General features: G+C 76.1%; 15 protein-coding genes. 9 read left to right on the top strand and 6 right to left on the bottom strand.

Annotation, left to right across the window (positions count from 1 at the left end):
• Positions 1–65 precede the first annotated feature (65 nt).
• Entirely contained in the window at positions 66–1691 is a 1626-nt protein-coding gene (locus tag H7H31_RS25950; RefSeq protein ID WP_187062037.1) for an MFS transporter, read from the bottom strand.
• Between the two features lie 872 nt (positions 1692–2563).
• On the opposite strand from H7H31_RS25950, the gene H7H31_RS25945 reads away from it, so the two are divergent.
• The 3 genes from H7H31_RS25945 to H7H31_RS25935 all read left to right on the top strand — a co-directional run bounded on the left by H7H31_RS25945 (position 2564) and on the right by H7H31_RS25935 (position 5336).
• Entirely contained in the window at positions 2564–3202 is a 639-nt protein-coding gene (locus H7H31_RS25945; RefSeq protein ID WP_187062036.1) for a class I SAM-dependent methyltransferase, read from the top strand.
• A 195-nt stretch (positions 3203–3397) separates the two neighbouring features.
• The gene (locus H7H31_RS25940; RefSeq protein WP_187062035.1) at positions 3398–4333 is read left to right on the top strand and encodes an N-acetylmuramoyl-L-alanine amidase; all 936 of its coding nucleotides are present in this window, start codon (positions 3398–3400) and stop codon (positions 4331–4333) included.
• A gap of 157 nt (positions 4334–4490) precedes the next feature.
• Entirely contained in the window at positions 4491–5336 is an 846-nt protein-coding gene (locus H7H31_RS25935; RefSeq protein WP_187062034.1) for a hypothetical protein, read from the top strand.
• Between the two features lie 100 nt (positions 5337–5436).
• Here H7H31_RS25935 and H7H31_RS25930 read toward each other — a convergent pair whose 3' ends face one another.
• The 4 genes from H7H31_RS25930 to H7H31_RS25915 form a co-directional block, all read right to left on the bottom strand.
• Positions 5437–6225, bottom strand: coding sequence for a maleylpyruvate isomerase N-terminal domain-containing protein (locus H7H31_RS25930; protein ID WP_187062033.1), 789 nt, complete (start codon positions 6223–6225; stop codon positions 5437–5439).
• A 143-nt stretch (positions 6226–6368) separates the two neighbouring features.
• Complete coding sequence (locus H7H31_RS25925; protein ID WP_187062032.1) at positions 6369–7469, bottom strand: prenyltransferase/squalene oxidase repeat-containing protein; 1101 nt, start codon at positions 7467–7469, stop codon at positions 6369–6371.
• On the bottom strand, positions 7466–8266 hold the full coding sequence (locus H7H31_RS25920) for a class I SAM-dependent methyltransferase (protein ID WP_187118099.1): 801 nt from the start codon (positions 8264–8266) through the stop codon (positions 7466–7468). Before H7H31_RS25920 ends, H7H31_RS25925 begins: the two co-directional genes overlap by 4 nt.
• Before the next feature lie 168 nt (positions 8267–8434).
• Entirely contained in the window at positions 8435–9796 is a 1362-nt protein-coding gene (locus tag H7H31_RS25915; RefSeq protein WP_187059879.1) for a glycosyltransferase family 4 protein, read from the bottom strand.
• A 358-nt stretch (positions 9797–10154) separates the two neighbouring features.
• On the opposite strand from H7H31_RS25915, the gene H7H31_RS25910 reads away from it, so the two are divergent.
• Complete coding sequence (locus H7H31_RS25910) at positions 10155–10760, top strand: TetR family transcriptional regulator (RefSeq protein ID WP_187059878.1); 606 nt, start codon at positions 10155–10157, stop codon at positions 10758–10760.
• Between the two features lie 347 nt (positions 10761–11107).
• Here H7H31_RS25910 and H7H31_RS25905 read toward each other — a convergent pair whose 3' ends face one another.
• Positions 11108–11338, bottom strand: a complete 231-nt coding sequence (locus H7H31_RS25905) for a ferredoxin (protein WP_187059877.1) — start codon at positions 11336–11338, stop codon at positions 11108–11110.
• Between the two features lie 575 nt (positions 11339–11913).
• Here H7H31_RS25905 and H7H31_RS25900 point away from each other — a divergent pair.
• The 5 genes from H7H31_RS25900 (at position 11914) to H7H31_RS25880 (ending at position 18045) form a co-directional block, all read left to right on the top strand.
• On the top strand, positions 11914–12291 hold the full coding sequence (locus H7H31_RS25900) for an SH3 domain-containing protein (RefSeq protein WP_187118098.1): 378 nt from the start codon (positions 11914–11916) through the stop codon (positions 12289–12291).
• A gap of 540 nt (positions 12292–12831) precedes the next feature.
• Positions 12832–14181: a prenyltransferase/squalene oxidase repeat-containing protein gene (locus H7H31_RS25895; protein ID WP_187061338.1), complete on the top strand. Its 1350-nt coding sequence runs from the start codon at positions 12832–12834 to the stop codon at positions 14179–14181.
• Between the two features lie 152 nt (positions 14182–14333).
• Positions 14334–15005 (top strand): SCO2322 family protein, encoded by a 672-nt coding sequence (locus tag H7H31_RS25890; protein ID WP_308284234.1) that lies wholly within the window; start codon positions 14334–14336, stop codon positions 15003–15005.
• A gap of 17 nt (positions 15006–15022) precedes the next feature.
• Positions 15023–16420 carry an energy-coupling factor transporter transmembrane component T gene (locus H7H31_RS25885; RefSeq protein ID WP_187061337.1) on the top strand — a complete coding sequence of 466 codons (1398 nt, stop codon included), beginning with the start codon at positions 15023–15025 and terminating at the stop codon, positions 16418–16420.
• Complete coding sequence (locus tag H7H31_RS25880) at positions 16417–18045, top strand: ABC transporter ATP-binding protein (protein WP_187061336.1); 1629 nt, start codon at positions 16417–16419, stop codon at positions 18043–18045. The genes H7H31_RS25885 and H7H31_RS25880 overlap by 4 nt, the downstream gene beginning before the upstream one ends.
• Positions 18046–18047 lie beyond the last annotated feature (2 nt).

Genomic DNA, 18047 nt, shown 5'->3' with positions numbered 1-18047 from the left:
CTCCATGCCCCGCGCCTCCATGCCCCGTGCCTTCCGCGCCCCGCTGTCCCGCGCCCCCGGTGTTCTCAGCCTCCGGTCTCGGCTCGCTGCCCCGGGGCACCTCCGTCGTGGCCCGTGCCGGCTCCGTCCGGGCCCGTCGTGGCGCTACCGGGCGTGTCCTGCGCGGCCGACGCGTGCGACGCGTCCACTCCCTCCGGGCCCGGTTCCGGCCCCGCCCCCGGCTTCGCGCCGTCCGCCGCCGGCTGCGGGGCGGGGCGGGTCGGCAGCAGGGCCACCAGGGCGGTGGCGAGGACCAGTACCAGGGCGCCGACCAGGAAGGCCCGGGCGTACCCCTGCGTCAGCGCGTCGGCGGAGCGGCTGCCGAGCGCGTCGGTGCGGTCCGCGGCGACGGTGACGAGCAGCGACAGGCCGAGCGCGCCGCCGATCGTCCGCGCGGTGTTGAGCAGGCCCGACACGACGCCGGCGTCGGTGGGCGGGACACCCGAAGTAGCCGCGGCGGTGAGCGGGGTCATCATCAGGCCGGCGCCGAACGACATGAGGACGCCGGGGCCGAGCAGGGTGGTCAGGAACGTCCCGTCCACGTCCATGGCGCTCTGCCAGAAGAAGCCCGCCGACGCGATGGCGCCGCCGGCGAAGGTGAGCAGCCGAGGTTCCACGCCACGGGCCATGAACTTGGGGGCGACCTGCGCGCCGACGACGATCGCGATGGTGTGCGGCAGGAACGCGAGGCCGGCCCGGACGGCGTTGTAGCCCAGGATGTTCTGCATATACAGCGACAGGAAGTACCACATCGAGAAGAAGCCCATGCCGCAGACGACCAGCACCAGGTTGGCCGACCAGACGGCGCGGACGCGGAACAGCCGCAGCGGCACCAGCGGTTCGGCCGAGCGGGACTCGACGGCCACGAAACCGGCGAGCGCGAGCAGCCCGCCGCCCAGCGGCACCAGGGCCTCGGCCCCGCCCCAGCCGTACTCCTCGGTGCGCGCGATCCCGTACGCCACGGCGCCGACGCCGACGGTGACCAGCGCCGCCCCCGGCAGGTCGAGCGGTCGGCGCGACGGTGTCGCGTGCTGGCCGGTGAGCGAGGTGGCGGCGACGACACACACCAGCACGCCGATCGGCACGTTGATGAGCAGCACCCAGCGCCAGGACAGGGCGTCGGTCAGCACGCCCCCGATGAGCCCGCCCGCCGCGCCGCCGCCGATGCCGACGGCCATCCACAGCCCGATGGCCCGCATCCGTTCCGGGCCCTCCGGGAACGAGGAGGTGATGATGGTGAGCGTGGACGGTGCGAGGGTGGCGGCGCCCACGCCCTGGGCGGCGCGGGCCGCGATGATCTGCCAGGGCTCCTGGGCCAGGCCGCCGGCGAGGCTGGCCAGCGTGAACAGGCTGAGGCCGGCCAGGAACACCTGCTTGCGCCCGAAGAGGTCGCCCGCCCGGCCGCCGAGGAGCATGAAGCCGGCGTAGGTGAGGGTGTAGGCGTTGGCCACCCACTGCAGGTCGCTCTCGTCGAGGCCGAGTCCGGTACGCATCGAGGGCAGGGCCACGTTGACGACCGACACGTCGAGGACGACGAGGAACTGCCCGGCGCACGCGGCGAGGATCACCGCCCAGGCGAACGGCGTGGGCCGGGCGGCGGCGGGGGCCGGAGCGTCGGCCGCGGCGGGCCCACCAGCATCTGTCTGCGACATGACAGCCATGCTGGCAGCGGGGCGCCGCCCCGCCGCCGCCCGCTCGCCGCGTACCGGGCCCCACCCGGCCGAGTTAGGGGCTCCGCTCGCCCGCCTAGGGGTCAACTCCGGGCGCTCCCCCGACCCCCGCACCCCTCCGTGTCCGCCTGTGTCCGGATGTGTTTGCCTGCATCTGCCTGCGTCTGTCTGCGCCTGTTTGCGCCTGTCTGCGTCTGCCTGCGTCTGCCTGGGCGCGCCTGAGTGCGCCTGGGTCTGCGTGTGCCCGTCCGTGTTCGCGCCGGCACCGCGCCCCGGGCGCCCATCCCTCCCCTACGCCCGCACGCCCCGCACGCCCCGCACGCCCCGCGCGGCCACGCGTGCCGGCTGGCGAACGGTCGCCGCGCGCCCCGTCGCGCCCCGTACGGGCTCCGCCCCGGCCCCGGTCGCGGGGCAGCCACCCCGGTCGCGGGCCGCCCGCCCCTGGTCGCGTGTTCCACCTCCGGTCGCGGGCCGTGCCGTTGGCGTCACCCCGCGCGTGCGCGGGGCCGGCGCATGGGGCACGATGAACGGCCGGCCGGTCCGGGCGGCGGGGCGCGCGCGGGCGCCCGCGCCGGGGCGCGGCGCGGGCGGTGCGGCGATCCCGTGCGGCGCGGTCCGAGCGGTGGACCGTGGCCCGTATCGCGGCGGGAAATCCGGGCCGAAATGCGGTGGGAAATCCGACCGTTCGGGAATTGCGGTGTACGGCCCCCGGGCAGCGTTCCGGGGAGCGAAAGGGACGCCTTAAGTCCCGGAATGGCCGCACATCGCGGAAAATTTCATACCCCCGCCCGACAACCGGCCACACCGCGTGGCCGGGAGCACCCAGAGATCGTCAGAGAGCAGAGGAACCGACCATGTCGCCCAAGCCGGAGATCGTCGCCGCTTTCGAGGCGGCCAAGGGATTCATGCCGCTCGACGAGGGACTGGCCCTGTACGAGGCGGCACAGGAGGCGGGCGCGCGTGGGCTACCGCTGCTTGAGGTCGGCACGTACTGCGGACGCTCCACGATCCTGTTGGCCGCCGCCGCGCGCGAGGCGGGCACCGTGGTCGTCACGGTCGACCACCACCGCGGCTCGGAGGAGCAGCAGCCGGGATGGGAGTACCACGACCCGTCGCTGGTCGACCCGCGGGTGGGCCTGATGGACACGTTGCCCACCTTCCGCCGCACGCTGCACGCGGCCGGGCTCGAAGGGCACGTGATCGCGGTGGTGGGGAAGTCGCCGCGGGTCGCCGCGGTGTGGGGTGGCCGGCTCGGCCTGGTGTTCATCGACGGCGGGCACACCGACGAGCACGCGAGCGGCGACTACGCGGGCTGGGCGCCGCACCTCGCGCAGGGCGGGCTGCTCGTGATCCACGACGTGTTCCCGGACCCGGCCGACGGCGGCCAGGCCCCGTACCGCGTCTACCGGCGGGCACTGGAGTCGGGCGCGTTCACCGAGGTCTCCGACACCGGCTCGCTCCGCGTCCTGCGCCGTACGGCCCCGGGCGTCTGACGCCCCGCCGCCCCCTGTTCCGCTCCGCGGCGTATCGGCCGTCGCGCCGCGTACCGCCCGTCTCGTACGCCCTGCCGCCTACGTCCCGCTTACGCCGCACTCGCACGCCCGCTCGCGCGCCGTCCTGCGGCGGCGGGCCACGGGAACGCGCCCCGGAGCGCACTGGCCGGCGCGCGGCGCACTACGATCGCCCGCGTGTCGAACGGCAGCTTTCCCCCCACCCCGCGCCGGCTCGGCGGCACCCTCGTCATCGTGCTGGCCGTGCTCGCGCCGGTCTGCTTCGCGGGCTGGCTCGTGTGGCGCTCCATGGACGAGGGCGACGCGGAGGCGACCGGCGCGCCGGGCCCACCGCCCCTGTCGGCCGGGCCGTCCGCGACGCGGGACGACGGGCGGCGGGGGGACACCGCCGGCTCGGGCCGGCCCCCGGCGCCGGGGCGCACGTCCGACGAACGGGCCCTGCGGGGCAAGGTCGTGGTCGTCGATCCGGGGCACAACCCGCGCAACCGGGACCACACCGCCGAGATCGCCCGGCTGGTCGACGTCGGCACCCACCGCAAGGAGTGCGACACCACGGGTGCCGCGACCAACGCGGGGTACGCCGAGGCCGCCTTCACGCTCGACGTGGCGCGGCGGGTGCGCACGCTGCTGCGCGAGCGCGGCGCGACCGTGAAGCTCACCCAGGACGACGACCGTCCCTACGGGCCGTGCGTGGACGAGCGGGCGGCGATCGGCAACACGGCGCGCGCGGACGCGGCCGTCTCCGTCCACGCGGACGGGGCGGGCGCCGGCCAGCGCGGCTTCCATGTGATCTTGCCCGCGTCGGTGCGCGGCGGCGAGGCCGACACGTCGGCCATCGCCGGCCCCTCGCGCCACCTGGGCGATTCGCTGGTGCGCCGCTTCACCGAGGCCACCGGGAGCGCTCCCGCCAACTACCTGGGTGGCGGCGAGGGCTTGACGGTCCGCGACGATTTGGGCGGACTCAATCTCTCCACGGTTCCCAAGGTGTTCATCGAGTGTGGCAATATGCGCGACTCGAAGGATGCGGCGTTGTTGACCGATGCGCGCTGGAGACAGCGGGCCGCGCGTGGTATTGCCGACGGCATTACGGACTTCTTGCGTGGGAAGCGATAACGGCCGGGTTGAGCAGCCGTAACGGTCGCTCCCGAAGGGGCGCACCCGGCCGTTCCGGCGATAGATTCACCCGTACGATGGGGGGCCACCCCCGCGCCCTCGCACTTCGCGTCCGGCGACAGCGACGAAAACAGACGAGACCGATAGAGGACCTTACGTGAACATCCGCTCCCTCACTCGAGGCGATGGCGTGGTGATCGGAGCAGCGGTTTTGCTGTTCGTCGCCTCGTTCCTCGATTTCCTTGCCATCGAATGCCCGTCGGGCGTGCCGTCGTCGCAGTGCTCGTCGTGGAACGGCTGGAGCTCCGACTTCGCCTCCAACACGGCCGGCATCTTCATCCTCGGTGTGGTCGGGGCGGCTCTCGTCGTCCTGTCGCACCTGCTGCCGCAGCGCAACCTGGTCGGCCTGACGCTGGAGCAGTGGGGGACGGCGCTCGCGGTGGCCGCGGCGTTCACCTCCACCTGGACGATGCTCTTCAGCCACCCGGACGGCATGGAGAAGGGCGTGGGCCAGATCCTGGGCTTCATCGCCCTGCTGCTGCTGGCCGGCGCCGTCCTGGCCGGTCCGCGCGTGCCCGCCCTCAAGGCCCCGCTCATGGGCGCGGCCTCGCCGCAGCCCGCCCCCTCCCCCTACGGCGGCCAGCCGGGTCAGGTCGGCCAGCCGGCCGGTGGCTACGGATACCCGAGCGGTCAGCAGCCGGGTGCCCCGTCCCCGTACGGCGCGCCGGCCGGTGGCCAGCCCTCGTACGGCGGGCAGCCGGGTGGCGCGAGCGCGGCGCCGGCCGCGGCGGGCGCCGGTGCCGGGGAGTTCGCCCCGTTCTGGTTCGCCGTTCCGGTGGCGCGTCCGCTCTACGCCGAGGACGGTTCGGCGACGCCGATCGCCGAGCTGGCGCCGGGCACCTGGTACCTGGCGGTGGAGCAGCGCGGGCAGGCGCTCGTGGCGCAGACGCAGGACGGCCGTCGCGGCGTGCTGCAGGACACCACGGGCATCCAGCGCGGCTGAGCTGATCCAGCCGGCCGTTCGCGGCGTCACGGCCCCTCGTCCCTCGTGGACGGGGGGCCGTCGCCGTGCCCGGCGCCGGCCGCGGGCCGGCGCGCGGCGGTCACTCGAAGCTGGCCCGGTCCAGCCAGAAGTCCAGCAGCGCGCGGTCGCCGGTCAGCCGCACGCGGTCGGTGTCCCGGGGCAGCCGGCGGTAGAAGAGGAGCACCAGGTCGGTGAGGGCGCCGCTGGCGGTGACCTCGGTGGTGCCCTCGGTACGGTCCCAGCGCACGCCCTCCGGGGTCAGTTCGATGGTCCAGTGGCCGGCCGACTCCGGCGAGGTGTCCGTGGCCCGCAGTCCGATGGCCTGGCCGGTGCCCCGCAACTCGGCGAGCTTGGGGTTGAAGTGGGCGGCCATCGGGTTGCCGACGATCTCCAACCACTCGTCGACGGCGTCCGCCGCGACGTCCGGGGCCACGGCGTACTCCGTGCCCGTGGCGGAGACCGCGTCCGCGCGGTGGATGACCGTCTCGTGCGTCATGCGGCGCGCCCAGAACGCCGGGCTCTGCTCCTGGCCCCAGGTCCACACGGGGGCGGCGGGGCCCGCCTCGGCGAGCGCCGTGTCGAGCATCGCGGCCCCCTCGGCCAGCCAGGCGTCCATGGCGCGCGGGTCGCTCCCGTCGGGGCCGGCCGACGCGGGCCGCTCGTCCTCCACGTACTCCGTCGCGCGCGCGACGATCAGGGACTCGGCCCAGCGGTGGGCCCGACCGACGTGGCGCAGCAGGTCGGCCAGGGTCCAGTCGGGGCAGGTGGGTACGCGCGTCGACAGGTCGGCGTCGGCGACGGCCGCGCGCAGCAGTTCGCTCTCCGTGGCCAACGCGGCACGGTAGCGGTCGTATCCAAGGTCGGTCATGGGCTTACCGTATGGCCGGCCCGCGCGGCCCGCCTCGGTATTTCCGCCCCGGCCGGGGCCGGTCGAGACGGCGGTGACCGTGACCGCGGACCCGCCGGCCGCGCGTCGCCCAGCGGCGCGCGGCCGGGGCGGTCCCGGCGGGGTCAGCAGCAGTCAGGGGCGAGCCCGGTGGGCAGCCGCTCGCCGCCGAAGATCCGCACGGTGGGCTCGTCGCCGCCGAGCGCGGCCACCGCGAGGAGCAGCGAGCCCGCGGTCCAACTGGTCAGCTCGCGCGGCCAGACGGCGTCGTCGTCGAAGACGTAGCCGGTCCAGTACAGGCCGTCGGCGGCGCGCAGGTGCTGGATGGAGCGCAGCACCCGCACCGCGTGGTCGCTCTCGCCCATGGCCCAGAGCGCGAGGGCCAGTTCGCAGCTCTCGCCGCCGGTGACCCAGGCGTTGGGGGACACGCAGCGCACGCCGTAGTCGGGGACGACGAAGCGGTCCCAGCCGCTCGCGATGCGCTCCTTGGCGGCGGCGCCGGTCACCGCCCCGCCGAGAACCGGGTAGTACCAGTCCATGGAGTAGCGGCTCTTGTCGAGGAACCGCTCGGGGTGGTGCTGGATGGCGTGCCGGAGCCAGCCGAGCGCCAACTCCCAGTCGGGCTGCGGGTCCTCGCGGTGCTCGGCGATGGCCAGGGCGCAGCGCAGGGCGTGGTGGATCGAGGAGCAGCCGGTCAGCAGCGCGTCGGTGACCAGGGCGCCGCCGTCGTCGGGCGCGGCGCGCTTCCAGCCGATCTGGCCGCCGGGCTGCTGGAGGCCGAGGACGAACTCGATGGCCGCGTAGACGGTGGGCCAGAGCTGGTCGAGGAAGGTCTCGTCGCCGGTGGCCAGGTAGTGGTGCCAGGTGCCGACGGCGACGTAGGCGCAGAAGTTGGTCTCCTTGCCTCGGTCGGTGGGCCGGTCGGCGGCCACGCCGTCGGGGGTGTCGGGGTAGGCCGCGTACCAGGAGCCGTCGGAGTTCTGGTGCCGGGCCAGCCAGCGGTAGGCGGCCTCGGCGCGCTCGTGTTCGCCGGCGGCGTCCAGCGCCATGGCGGCCTCGGTGTGGTCCCACGGGTCGAGGTGGTGCCCGCGGAACCAGGGGATGGCGCCGTCCGCGCGCTGTACGGCGAGGATGCCGGCGACGGTCTCGGCGGCCTGTTCCGCGGTCAACACGCCGGGCAGCACCAGGCGTTCGGTACGCCCAGGCCCGCGGCCCGCGACGGTCACGCCCGCTCCTCGGCCGCGGCGCGGGCGGGGGCCTGGGCGGTGGCGGGGGCGTCCGGCGCGGGGTCGGGCAGCGGCCGCGCGGGGGCGTGCGGCTTCGTCGCGTACGCCACGAAGCTCTTGCCGATGAGCGGGTTGAGCGCGCTCTCGGCGACCCGGGTGGCCAGTGGCTTCTTCATGATGTCCCAGACGAGCAGCTTGTGGTACGCGCGGACCGGCAGCGCCTTGTCGTTGTCCACGCCGAACGCGCACTTGAGCCACCAGTACGGGCTGTGCAGGCCGTGCGCGTGGTGGGTGCCGTACGGTCGCAGGCCGGCCTCGCGGAGCTTGTCGAGCAGTTCGTCGGCGCGGTAGATGCGGATGTGGCCGCCCTCGACCTCGTGGTAGGCGTCCGAGAGGGCCCAGCAGACCTTCTCCGGGCCGTACCGGGGGACGGTGACCGCTATCCGGCCGCCCGGGCGCAGCACCCGCACCATCTCGGCGAGCACGCCCTTGTCGTCGGGGATGTGCTCCATGACCTCGGAGATGATCACGACGTCGAAGCTGTCGTCGGGGAAGGGCAGCGCGAGCGCGTCGCCCTCCAGGGCGGTGGCGGTGGCCGTCGCGGGCGCCTCCCCCGCCTCCCGCATGGCGGCGAACCACCGGGCGACCTCGCGGATCTCCTCACCGTTGCGGTCCAGCGCGACGACGTGCGCGCCGCGCCGGTAGCACTCGAAGGCGTGCCGGCCCGCGCCGCAGCCGAGGTCGAGGACCCGGTCGCCTGCGGCGAGCGGGAAGCGGGAGAAGTCGACGGTCAGCACGGGGGTCTGCCCTCTCTTTCCATCAGGCGGTGGGGGCACCTCCCGGAGACCGGCGGGGGCGCCGGGGCGGGGAGGCGGTGCGGGGCGGCGGCGGGCGGGGTTGCGGGCCGCGGGGATCGGGGGCGGGCTCGGCGGGCGAGGTGGTGCGGCGGGTACGGGGCGGGCGGGTCAGCGGCGCCGGGCGGCGGCGGCCCGCACGCGGATGGCCTCGCGGTAGTGCTCGACGGTGCCGCGCGCGGCCTGCTCCCAGGTGAACCGGCGCAGCACGCGCTCCCGCCCGGCCGCGCCGAGCCGGGCCCGCAGCGCGGGGTCGTCCAGGAGCCGGCCGATGGCCTGGGCGAGCGCGCCCGCGTCGCCGGGCGGCACCGCGAGGCAGGTCTCGCCGTCCGGGCCCGCCACCTCGGGGATGGCGCCGCCGGTGGTGGCCACCAGCGGGGTGCCGGTGGCCATGGCCTCGGCGGCGGGCAGCGAGAACCCCTCGTAGAGCGAGGGCACGCACGCCACCTGCGCCCCCCGGACCAGGTCGACCAGCTCCGCGTCGCTGATGCCCTTGACGAACTGGACGGCGTCCGCGAGCCCGTACCGCTCGATGGCCGCGGCCACCGGCCCGTCGTCCGCGCGCTTGCCGACCACGACCAGGTGGGCGGTGGGCTGTTCGGTACGCAGCTTGGCGAGCGCCTCGATCAGGTAGACGAGGCCCTTGAGCGGCACGTCGGCGCTGGAGGTGGTGACGATGCGGCCGGGGATCTGGGGGACGGCGGGGTCGGGCGAGAAGAGGGTGGCGTCGGCGCCGATGGGCACCACGTGCACGCGGCGCGGGGAGACGCCGAGGTCGGCGACGATCTCCTGGCGGGAGGAGCCGGAGACGGTGAGCACCGTCGGCAGCCGCTTGGCGACGCGCTTCTGCATCCGGCTGAAGGCGTACCAGCGGCGCACCGAGGCGCGGCGGCGCCAGTCGGTGGCCGCGTCCAGCTCCAGCTTGCGGTCCACCGTGATCGGGTGGTGGATGGTGGTGACCAGGGGGAAGCCGACGCGGTCCAGGCCGAGCAGGCCGTAGCCGAGGGTCTGGTTGTCGTGCACGACGTCGAAGGCGCCGCGCCGGGCCGCGAGGTGGCGGCGGGCACGGAGGCTGAAAGTGAGCGGCTCGGGGAAGCCGCCGGTCCACATGGTGCCGACCTCAAGGGCGTCGATCCAGTCGCGGAACTCGTGCGCCCTGGGCGTGCGGAACGGGTCGGGCTGCCGGTAGAGGTCGAGGCTGGCCAGCTTGGTGAGGTGGACGCCGCCGCCCGCGGGGTAGTCGGGCCCGTCCGCGCCGTCCAGGACGGGGTAGGGCTGGGCGCCGAGCACCTCGACGCGGTGGCCGAGCCGGGCCAGCTCGCGGGAGAGGTGGCGCACGTACACGCCCTGGCCACCGCAGAACGGGTCGCCCCGGTAGGTGAGCAGGGCGATGCGCAACGGGGCGCCTTCGGCGGCGGGGGGTGCCGCCCGGAGCGGTTCGGGCCCGGTCGCCTGTACGGCCTCAGCGGTCACTCGCGGCCCCCTTCTCGACGGAGTTCAGCGGGAGCGTAACCGCTCGCTGAGATTTAGAACAAGTTCCACCATCGGAACGTGCGGGAAGTCTCGAAGATACCCGCCGCGCCAGGGCGCCCCGGGGCGGGGCCGGGTGATTCGCGCCACTGGGTGAACCGTGGTCGCGGCGGTCTGCCGGGGGCCGGCCGCGACCGGCGAGCCGCGCGCCGGCGGGCGGGCGCGGAGCGGTCCGGAGCCCGGGAGGCGCGTCAAAGTGAAACAGGTTCCAGCACTCGCGCGGCCTCGTGGGCCCTGTCATCATGCACGGTGTTCGCAGCCGTCCGGCGGACGCACCGGCACCCGCACCGAAGTAGGACAGATGACCGCAGTCTCGAAGCCGACCTCGGCGCCGCTCACCGAGCGGCAGGAGGCGCGCCGCCGTCGGATTCTGCACGCCAGCGCCCAACTGGCCAGCCGGGGCGGGTTCGAGGCCGTCCAGATGCGCGCGGTGGCCGAGACCTCGGGGGTGGCGCTCGGCACGCTCTACCGCTACTTCCCGTCCAAGGTGCACCTGCTGGTGGCGACGATGCAGGACCAGTTGCAGCGGCTGCACGAGACGCTGCGCAAGCGCCCCCCGACCGAGGAGGAGCCCGCGGCCCGGGTCGCCCAGACGCTCATGCGGGCCTTCCGGGCCATGCAGCGCGAGCCGCAGCTCGCCGAGGCGATGGCGCGCGCCCTGACCTTCGCCGACCGCTCGGTCAGCCCCGAGGTGGACACGGTCTCCCGGCTGACGACGGCCATCATCCTGGACGCGATGGGCCTGACCGGCACGCCGACCCCGGCCCAACTCTCGGCCGTCCGGGTCATCGAGCACACCTGGCACTCCGCGCTCATCACCTGGCTCTCGGGGCGGGCCTCCATCGCCCAGGTGAAGATCGACATCGAGACCGTCTGCCGCCTGATCGACCCCCCGAACCCCGCCTGACCCACACGGGGGCGCGCGGCGTCACCGGCGTCGCCGCGGCGGGCCGTCCCACCGGCGCGGCGGGCCGTCCCGCCGGCGCCGAGGGGATGTACGGGCGCGCCTCATCGCCGATCACGCCGCCCAACTCGACGCGTACGGCGCGCGGTTGGGCGTCGCCGGTCGGGCGGAGGGGGCGGAACGCCCCGCTGGAGCCGCGCCCGGCACGACGCCGGCGTGGCCCGCCATACGTCGCCCCGCAACTCGCCGCCGGGACTGAGCGGTTGCCGCCGCATCACGGCCCGGGCCCACGCGGCGAACCCCGGGCGCCCCGGCCCGCCCGCCGCGCGCCCGGGGAGGTCGCCGCCGGGTCAGTCCACGGGCGGGAAGACGGGCTCGCCGCTGCCGAGCCGCAGCGTTATGGCCTCCACGGGGCAGCTCTCGGCGGCGTCCAACACCCGCTCACCGGCGTCCACTTCGGCCGCGATCGGCTCGGACCGCCGGGTCGCCCCCAGCCGGAACACGTCCGGCGTCTCGCCCACGCACAGCCCCGAGCCGATGCACCGGCCCTGGTCGACCTCGATCTGCCAGCGCTCCGCCATGCCGTCCCGCCTTCCGCGTACGCCCCGAGGGCACGTGATCATTCCCCGCGCACGATAGGCCGCCCCACGCGGCGGCCCCACCCCACCCCAACGCCCCGTCCGTCCCGACCCGGCCCGGCCCCGCTCAGCCCCAACCGACCCCGTTCGGCTCCCATTCGCCCCGTACCGGCGCCGCCCCATCCAGCTCCGTTCCGGGCGCGAGCCCACGGGGCAGGCCCGGCCGCCGGGCGGTCCGGCGTACGGGGCGAGCGGCGGGCCGGCCGGCAGGCCGGTGCGGACAGAGCCGGTGGGGGCCGGTGCGGGCAGACAGGTGTGGGCCGGTGCAGGCGGGCCGGCAGGCCGGCGGGAGTTACGGAATGTGATGAGTTGCGAAGTTTCTGTGACCTACTTAGCGTGCTTTGTGGCGGTTAGGTGGGTTTGCATCAGATCTGCCTGGTCGCTGTCGGGTGCCCGTTGAGGCGCCGGTGAGGTCGCCGGCGTCGCCGAACGCCCGGCGTCGCACTCAGTCGCACTCTTTCGCTGGCTCCGCGCACTCCCCGCTGGGGAGCCGCTCTTTCACCTCTCTGGAGAAACAGATGTTCCTGCAGTCCACGTTCAGCAAGCTCGCCGTGACGGCGGCGACGGGCGCCCTCGCGCTCGCCACCGCCGCCACCCCCGCCCTCGCCGCGACCCCCACCGCCGCCCCGGAGAAGAACGCCTCCACCAAGGCCGAGGCGCCGCGCTACAAGGGCCGCGTGATCGCGAAGTCGGGCCTGCTGATCCGGAGCGGCCCGAGCCAGAAGCACAAGGTCGTCGGCGCCCTCCCCCACGGCACGGTCGTCAACATCGTGTGCAAGGTCAACGGGCAGAACATCGACGGCAACCCGCGCTGGTACCTGCTGAGCAACGGCAAGTGGGCGTGGGGCGCGGCCCGTTACATCGTCAACATCGGCGCGGCCCCGCACTGGTGCTGACCTGACGCCCGGCCCAGCCGGAGCGACGCCCCCGTCGGCCTTCACCTCCCCTCGCGGGCGGTGGGGGCCGACGTGCTGGCGCGGCCGTACGGGCGACGGGGCGGCGTGCGGGGCATGCCGTACGGGCGAGGCACGGCGTACGCGGCCCGGAGGCGGGGTCGGGGCCGGTGCCGGGGTTGGGGTCGGGGGCGGCTGATATCGGGGGGCGCGGGGGCGGCGGATAAGCTGTGGCGGACAACTTCATCCCGCCCCGCGTCGGGGAAAGCCGGTGGAAGACCGGCGCTGACCCGCAACCGTGAGCGCGGCGCGCCCCGTGGCGCGAGCGCGCGAGCCGGACCACCCGCACCGGGGCGACAGGCTCCCGGAGCCGGCCGGGCCCGTATGGGCGCCGGCCGGTCGCCGGCACCCGTCGAGGTCTGCGGAGCTGAGCCCGGTGCCACCGCGCGGAGCGCGCGGAGGGCGGCGTGCGCGGCTGCGCGGCGCGACGACCGACGCCGCGATGACGGACATCGCGACGCTACCCACCGAGAGGCACCGACCATGGCCCCCTCCTTCGCCGTCCACGCGCGCCGCGGCGCCGTGGCGCTGGCCTGCGCCGTCGCCGTGGGCGCGGCCGCGGCACCCCTCGCGAACGCCGCGGGCGCCGACGAGGCCCCGTCCGCCGCGGCGTCCTCCTCCGCCCCGGCGCCCGGGGCGCAGAAGCTGCCCAAGGGGCTGTATGGGGCCAAGGACCCGAAGTTCGACGCCGTGTGGCGGCAGTCGCTGGCGTTCCTCGCGCAGGACGCGGTGGGCGTCACGCCGGCCACCGAGGCCATCGACTGGCTGACCCAGCAGCAGTGCGCGGACGGTGGGTTCCCCGCCTTCCGACCGGACACCAGGAAGTCGTGCGACCCGAAGAAGGGCGAGTTCAGCGACGCGACCGGGGCCGCCGTGCAGGCACTGGCCGCCGTCGAGGGGCGCGGCGCCGACGTCGCCAAGGGGCTCGACTGGCTCACCCGGCACCAGAACAAGGACGGCGGCTGGGGCATGAACCCGGGCAGCCCGAGCGACCCGAACTCCACGGCCGTGGTCATCGGCGCGTTCGCCGCCGCCGACAAGGACCCGGGCAAGGTCACCGCGCGGAGCGGCAAGAACCCGTACGACGCGCTGCGGAACTTCCAGCTCGGCTGCGACGCGAAGCAGGGCGAGCGGGGCGCGTTCGGCTACCTGCCGGACAAGGACGGCAAGCTGTCGCCGAACGGGCTGGCCACCGCGGACGGCGCGCTGGCCGCGCAGGGGCGGGGCTTCCTGGTGGCGCCGGCGAAGCGGTCAGATGCCGAGCCGAAGCCGCTGGCCTGTGACGACGGGGCGAAGGGCGACGCCGCGAAGGCGGCGGGGCGCCAGGGCACGGCGGACGCCGCCGCCGCGTACCTCGCGGCGACGCTGACCGCCGGCGACCAGCACCTGACGTCCGCGATGCCCGGCGCCGAGCCGCAGCCCGACTACGGCAGCACCGCCGACGCGGTGATCGCGCTCGCGGCCGGCGGCCACAAGGACGCGGCACAGGGCCCGCTCAAGTGGCTCCAGGCGTCCAAGAGCGGCGCGCTGACCTGGGCCAAGGGCGACCCGGGCGCGCTGGCCAAGCTGGTGCTCGCCGCGCACGCGGGCGGCGCCGACCCGCGCGCGTTCGGCGGCGCGGACCTGGTCGAGCAGCTCAACGCCACCGGCCCGACCCCCGCCGCCGTCTCCTCGGACGGCGAGGGCGAGGACGGCGAGGACGGCAAGGGCGAGAAGGACGACAAGGACGACGACGGGGGCGGCACGGGCGTCTGGTGGGTCGTCGGCGTGGGCCTGGTGGCCGGCATCGGGATCGGCTTCCTGCTGAGCGGCCGTAAGAAGCAGCGGCTCTGATGCGCGCGGGGGAGGCGACGGAGCGGCCCGCGACCGGGTCGGCCCGCCACGGGGCGCCGGCGGCGCGCGGGGCACGGTCGGCGCGGCCGACCGGCGCGCGCTCGCGGCGCCCCGCCCGCCCCCGGACGCGGCGCGGGAGGCTCGCCACGCTGGTGGCCCTCGCGCTCGCGGCCCCGCTGCTCGGCCTGTGGGGCGCGGCGCCGGCCGCCGCCGACGGCTACCGCTACTGGTCGTTCTGGGAGCGCGACGGCGGCGAGTGGACGTACGCGACCCAGGGGCCCGCGACCGCGCGGCCGGGCGACGGGGACACCATCGGCTTCCGGTTCGCCGTCAGTCAGGACACCCGGGACGCGGCGCGGCCACGCGGCGCCGCCGACTTCGCCGCGATCTGCGCCGGTACGCCCGACGACGGCGACGGCAAGCGGGTCGCGGTGGTGCTCGACTTCGGCACGGTGCGGGATGCGCCGGGCGGCGACCGGCCGCCCCGCTCCCGCACGGCGTGCGCGCGTATCGGCGACGACGACACGGCCGCCGACGCGCTCGCCCGGGTGGCCAAGCCGCTGCGTTACGACTCCACCGCCCTGCTGTGCGCCATCGCCGGCTACCCCAGGGCGGGCTGCGGCGAGCAGGTGGGCGACGGGGCGGACTCCCCCGGCCCGGGCGAGACGGCGGAGGGCGGCCCGGCGAAGGGCGAAGCGGCGCGGGACGGCGCGGATGACAGCACGGACGACGGCGGGCCATCGGCCGGGCTGATCGGCGGCGCCGTCGCCGTCGCCGCGCTGGGCGCGGCGGCGCTGTGGCAGGCCCGTCGCCGTCGCGGATGAGCACCGACGACTCCCCGATGAGCGACCTTCCGCACGGCGAGGCCCCCGCCGCCGCCCGCGAGCGCGCCCTGGGCCGGGGCGGCGCCGAGCGCGCCACCGCCCCGCGCGAGGGGCGCCCGGCCCGCGTCTGGCGCGCCGCCCGCGCGCCGGTGGCCACCCGGGCGGACGCCCTGCACGCCGGTGCGTGGTGGGTGTGGGCGCTCGGGCTCGCCGTCGCCGCGTCCCGCACCACCAACCCGCTGCTGCTGGCCCTGTTGGTGGCGGTCGCGGGGTACGTGGTGGCGGTGCGGCGCACGCAGGCGCCGTGGGCCCGTTCGTACGGCGCGTTCGTCAAGATCGCCCTGGTGGTGATCGGCATCCGGCTGGTCTTCGCGGTCTTCCTCGGCTCGCCGATCCCGGGCACGCACACCCTGTTCACCCTCCCGGAGGTGCCGCTCCCCGAGTGGGCCAAGGGCGTGCGGCTCGGTGGTCGGGTGACGGCGGAGGGGCTGGTGTTCGCGCTGTACGACGGGTTGAAGCTGGCCGCGCTGCTGATCTGCGTCGGCGCGGCCAACGCGCTGGCCAACCCGGCCCGGCTGCTCAAGTCGCTGCCGGGGGCGCTGTACGAGGCGGGGGTGGCCGTCGTCGTCGCCATGACGTTCGCGCCGCACCTGGTCGCGGACGTGCAGCGGCTGCGCGCCGCCCGGCGGCTGCGCGGCCGGGCCGACCGGGGGCTGCGGGCCCTGTTGCAGGTCGGGCTGCCCGTCCTGGAGGGCGCGTTGGAGCGCTCGGTGGCGCTCGCCGCCGCGATGGACGCCCGCGGCTACGGGCGCACGGCGCGGGTGCCGCGCGCCGTGCGGCACACCACGACGGCGCTCAGCGTCGGTGGCCTGCTCGGCGTGTGCGCCGGCACATACGGCCTGCTCGCCGCCGAGGGCGCGGGCTACGCGCTGCCCGTGCTGCTCGCCGGGCTGGCCGCCGCCCTCGGCGGCCTGTGGCTCGGCGGGCGCCGCTCCGCGCGCAGCCGCTACCGGCCCGACCGGTGGGGCGCCCGCGCCTGGCTGGTCTCCGGGTCCGGGGTCGCGGTGGCGGGCCTGATGATCTGGGCCGGCTCGTACGCGCCCACCGCGCTGCACCCGCCCGCCGTCCCGCTGACCGCGCCGACGCTCCCGCTGTGGCCGGCCGCCTCGGTGCTGCTCGGGCTGCTGCCCGCACTGGTCGCCCCCGTACCGCCGGACGCGGCCGCACGCCCCGGCCCGGCCCGGCGTTCCGGCGCGGCCGTACGGTCCGACGCGGCCGGGCGGGGCCCGGTGAGCGCCCCTGGCGGCGGCCGGCGCCGCACGGCGGCCGGGCCCCGGGACGCGGCCGGCCCGCCGCCCGCGTCCCGCGCGGCGCACCCGAGCACCGAACCACCAGCGAAGGAGAGCGAGCGGTGATCCGCTTCGACCAGGTGTCCGTCACCTACGACGACGACGCCGGGCCCGCCCTGACGGGCGTGGACCTGACCGTGGACGAGGGGGAGCTGTGCCTGCTCGTCGGGCCGTCCGGGGTCGGCAAGTCCACGCTGCTCGGCACCGTGTCCGGGCTCGTTCCGCACTTCAGCGGCGGCACGCTGCACGGCACGGTCACCGTGGCCGGCCGCGACACCCGCACCCACCGGCCGCGCGAACTCGCCGACGTCGTCGGCACCGTGGGTCAGGACCCGCTGGCGCACTTCGTCACCGACACCGTCGAGGACGAGTTGGCGTACGGCATGGAGTCGCTCGGGCTGCCGCCGGACACCATGCGCCGCCGCGTCGAGGAGACGTTGGACCTGCTGGGCCTCGCGGCGCTGCGCGAGCGGCCCATCGCCACCCTCTCCGGCGGCCAGCAGCAGCGGGTGGCCATCGGCTCGGTGCTCACCGCGCACCCGCGGGTCCTCGTCCTCGACGAGCCGACCTCGGCGCTCGACCCGGCCGCCGCCGAGGAGGTGCTGGCCGTGTTGCAGCGGCTCGTGCACGACCTGGGCACCACCGTGCTGCTCGCCGAACACCGCCTGGAGCGGGTCGTGCAGTACGCGGACCAGGTCATCGTGTTGCCCGCGCCGGGCGAGGCCCCCCTGGTCGGCGAGCCCGCCGCGATGATGGCCGCGTCGCCGGTGCACCCGCCGGTGGTGGCGCTCGGCCGGCTGGCGGGCTGGTCGCCGCTGCCGCTCTCGGTGCGCGACGCGCGCCGCAGGGCCAAGACGTTGCGTGACCGGCTGGCCCCGGAGCCCGCCCCGGACGGCGCGGCCGAGCCGGCCGCGCCCGACGCCGTCGCGCCGCCCGTCGGCCGGGCCGAGGGGCTGACGGTGCGCCGCGGCCGGACCGACGCCCTGCGCGGGGTCGACCTCGCGGTGCGCCCCGGCGAGAGCGTCGCCCTGATGGGCCGCAACGGGGCCGGCAAGTCCACGCTGCTGTCGGCGTTCGTCGGGCTGCACGAGCCGGCGACCGGCACGGTGCGGGTCGGCGACGCGGTCCCACACCGCACCCGCCCGGCCGACCTGCTACGCCGGGTGGGCCTGGTGCCGCAGGAGCCGCGCGACCTGCTGTACGCGGACACGGTGGCCGCCGAGTGCGAGGCCGCCGACCGCGACGCCGACGCGCCGCGCGGCACCTGCCGCGCCCTGGTGACCAGGCTGCTGCCGGGTGTCGCCGACGCCACCCACCCGCGCGACCTGTCCGAGGGGCAGCGGCTCGCGCTCGCGCTGGCCGTGATCCTCACGGCGAGCCCGCCGCTGATCCTGCTCGACGAGCCCACCCGGGGCCTGGACTACGCGGCCAAGGCCCGGCTCGTGGAGGTGTTGCGCGCCCTCGCGGCCGACGGCCACGCCATCGTGCTGGCCACCCACGACGTGGAACTCGCCGCCGAACTGGCGCACCGGGTGGTGATCCTCGCCGACGGCGAGGTGGTCGCCGACGGGCCGACGGCCGAGGTCGTCGTCTCCTCGCCGGCCTTCGCGCCCCAGGTCGCCAAGGTGCTGGCGCCGCTGCCCTACCTCACCGTCCCGCAGGTCGCGCACGCCCTCGGGGCCGGCGCGTGACG

The organism is Streptomyces buecherae (genome assembly GCF_014295035.1).
In the GTDB taxonomy this organism is placed as follows: Bacteria; Actinomycetota; Actinomycetes; order Streptomycetales; family Streptomycetaceae; genus Streptomyces; species Streptomyces youssoufiensis.
This window is presented reverse-complemented; position numbering and strand designations above follow the sequence as displayed.

Excerpts from the sequence above, each read along its gene's own strand:
- H7H31_RS25950 (WP_187062037.1), bottom strand. The coding sequence starts at position 1,691 with ATGTCGCAGACAGATGCTGGTGGGCCCGCCGCGGCCGACGCTCCGGCC.
- H7H31_RS25945 (WP_187062036.1), top strand. The coding sequence starts at position 2,564 with ATGTCGCCCAAGCCGGAGATCGTCGCCGCTTTCGAGGCGGCCAAGGGA.
- H7H31_RS25930 (WP_187062033.1), bottom strand. The coding sequence starts at position 6,225 with ATGACCGACCTTGGATACGACCGCTACCGTGCCGCGTTGGCCACGGAG.
- H7H31_RS25910 (WP_187059878.1), top strand. The coding sequence starts at position 10,155 with ATGACCGCAGTCTCGAAGCCGACCTCGGCGCCGCTCACCGAGCGGCAG.
- H7H31_RS25905 (WP_187059877.1), bottom strand. The coding sequence starts at position 11,338 with ATGGCGGAGCGCTGGCAGATCGAGGTCGACCAGGGCCGGTGCATCGGC.
- H7H31_RS25900 (WP_187118098.1), top strand. The coding sequence starts at position 11,914 with ATGTTCCTGCAGTCCACGTTCAGCAAGCTCGCCGTGACGGCGGCGACG.
- H7H31_RS25895 (WP_187061338.1), top strand. The coding sequence starts at position 12,832 with ATGGCCCCCTCCTTCGCCGTCCACGCGCGCCGCGGCGCCGTGGCGCTG.
- H7H31_RS25885 (WP_187061337.1), top strand. The coding sequence starts at position 15,023 with ATGAGCGACCTTCCGCACGGCGAGGCCCCCGCCGCCGCCCGCGAGCGC.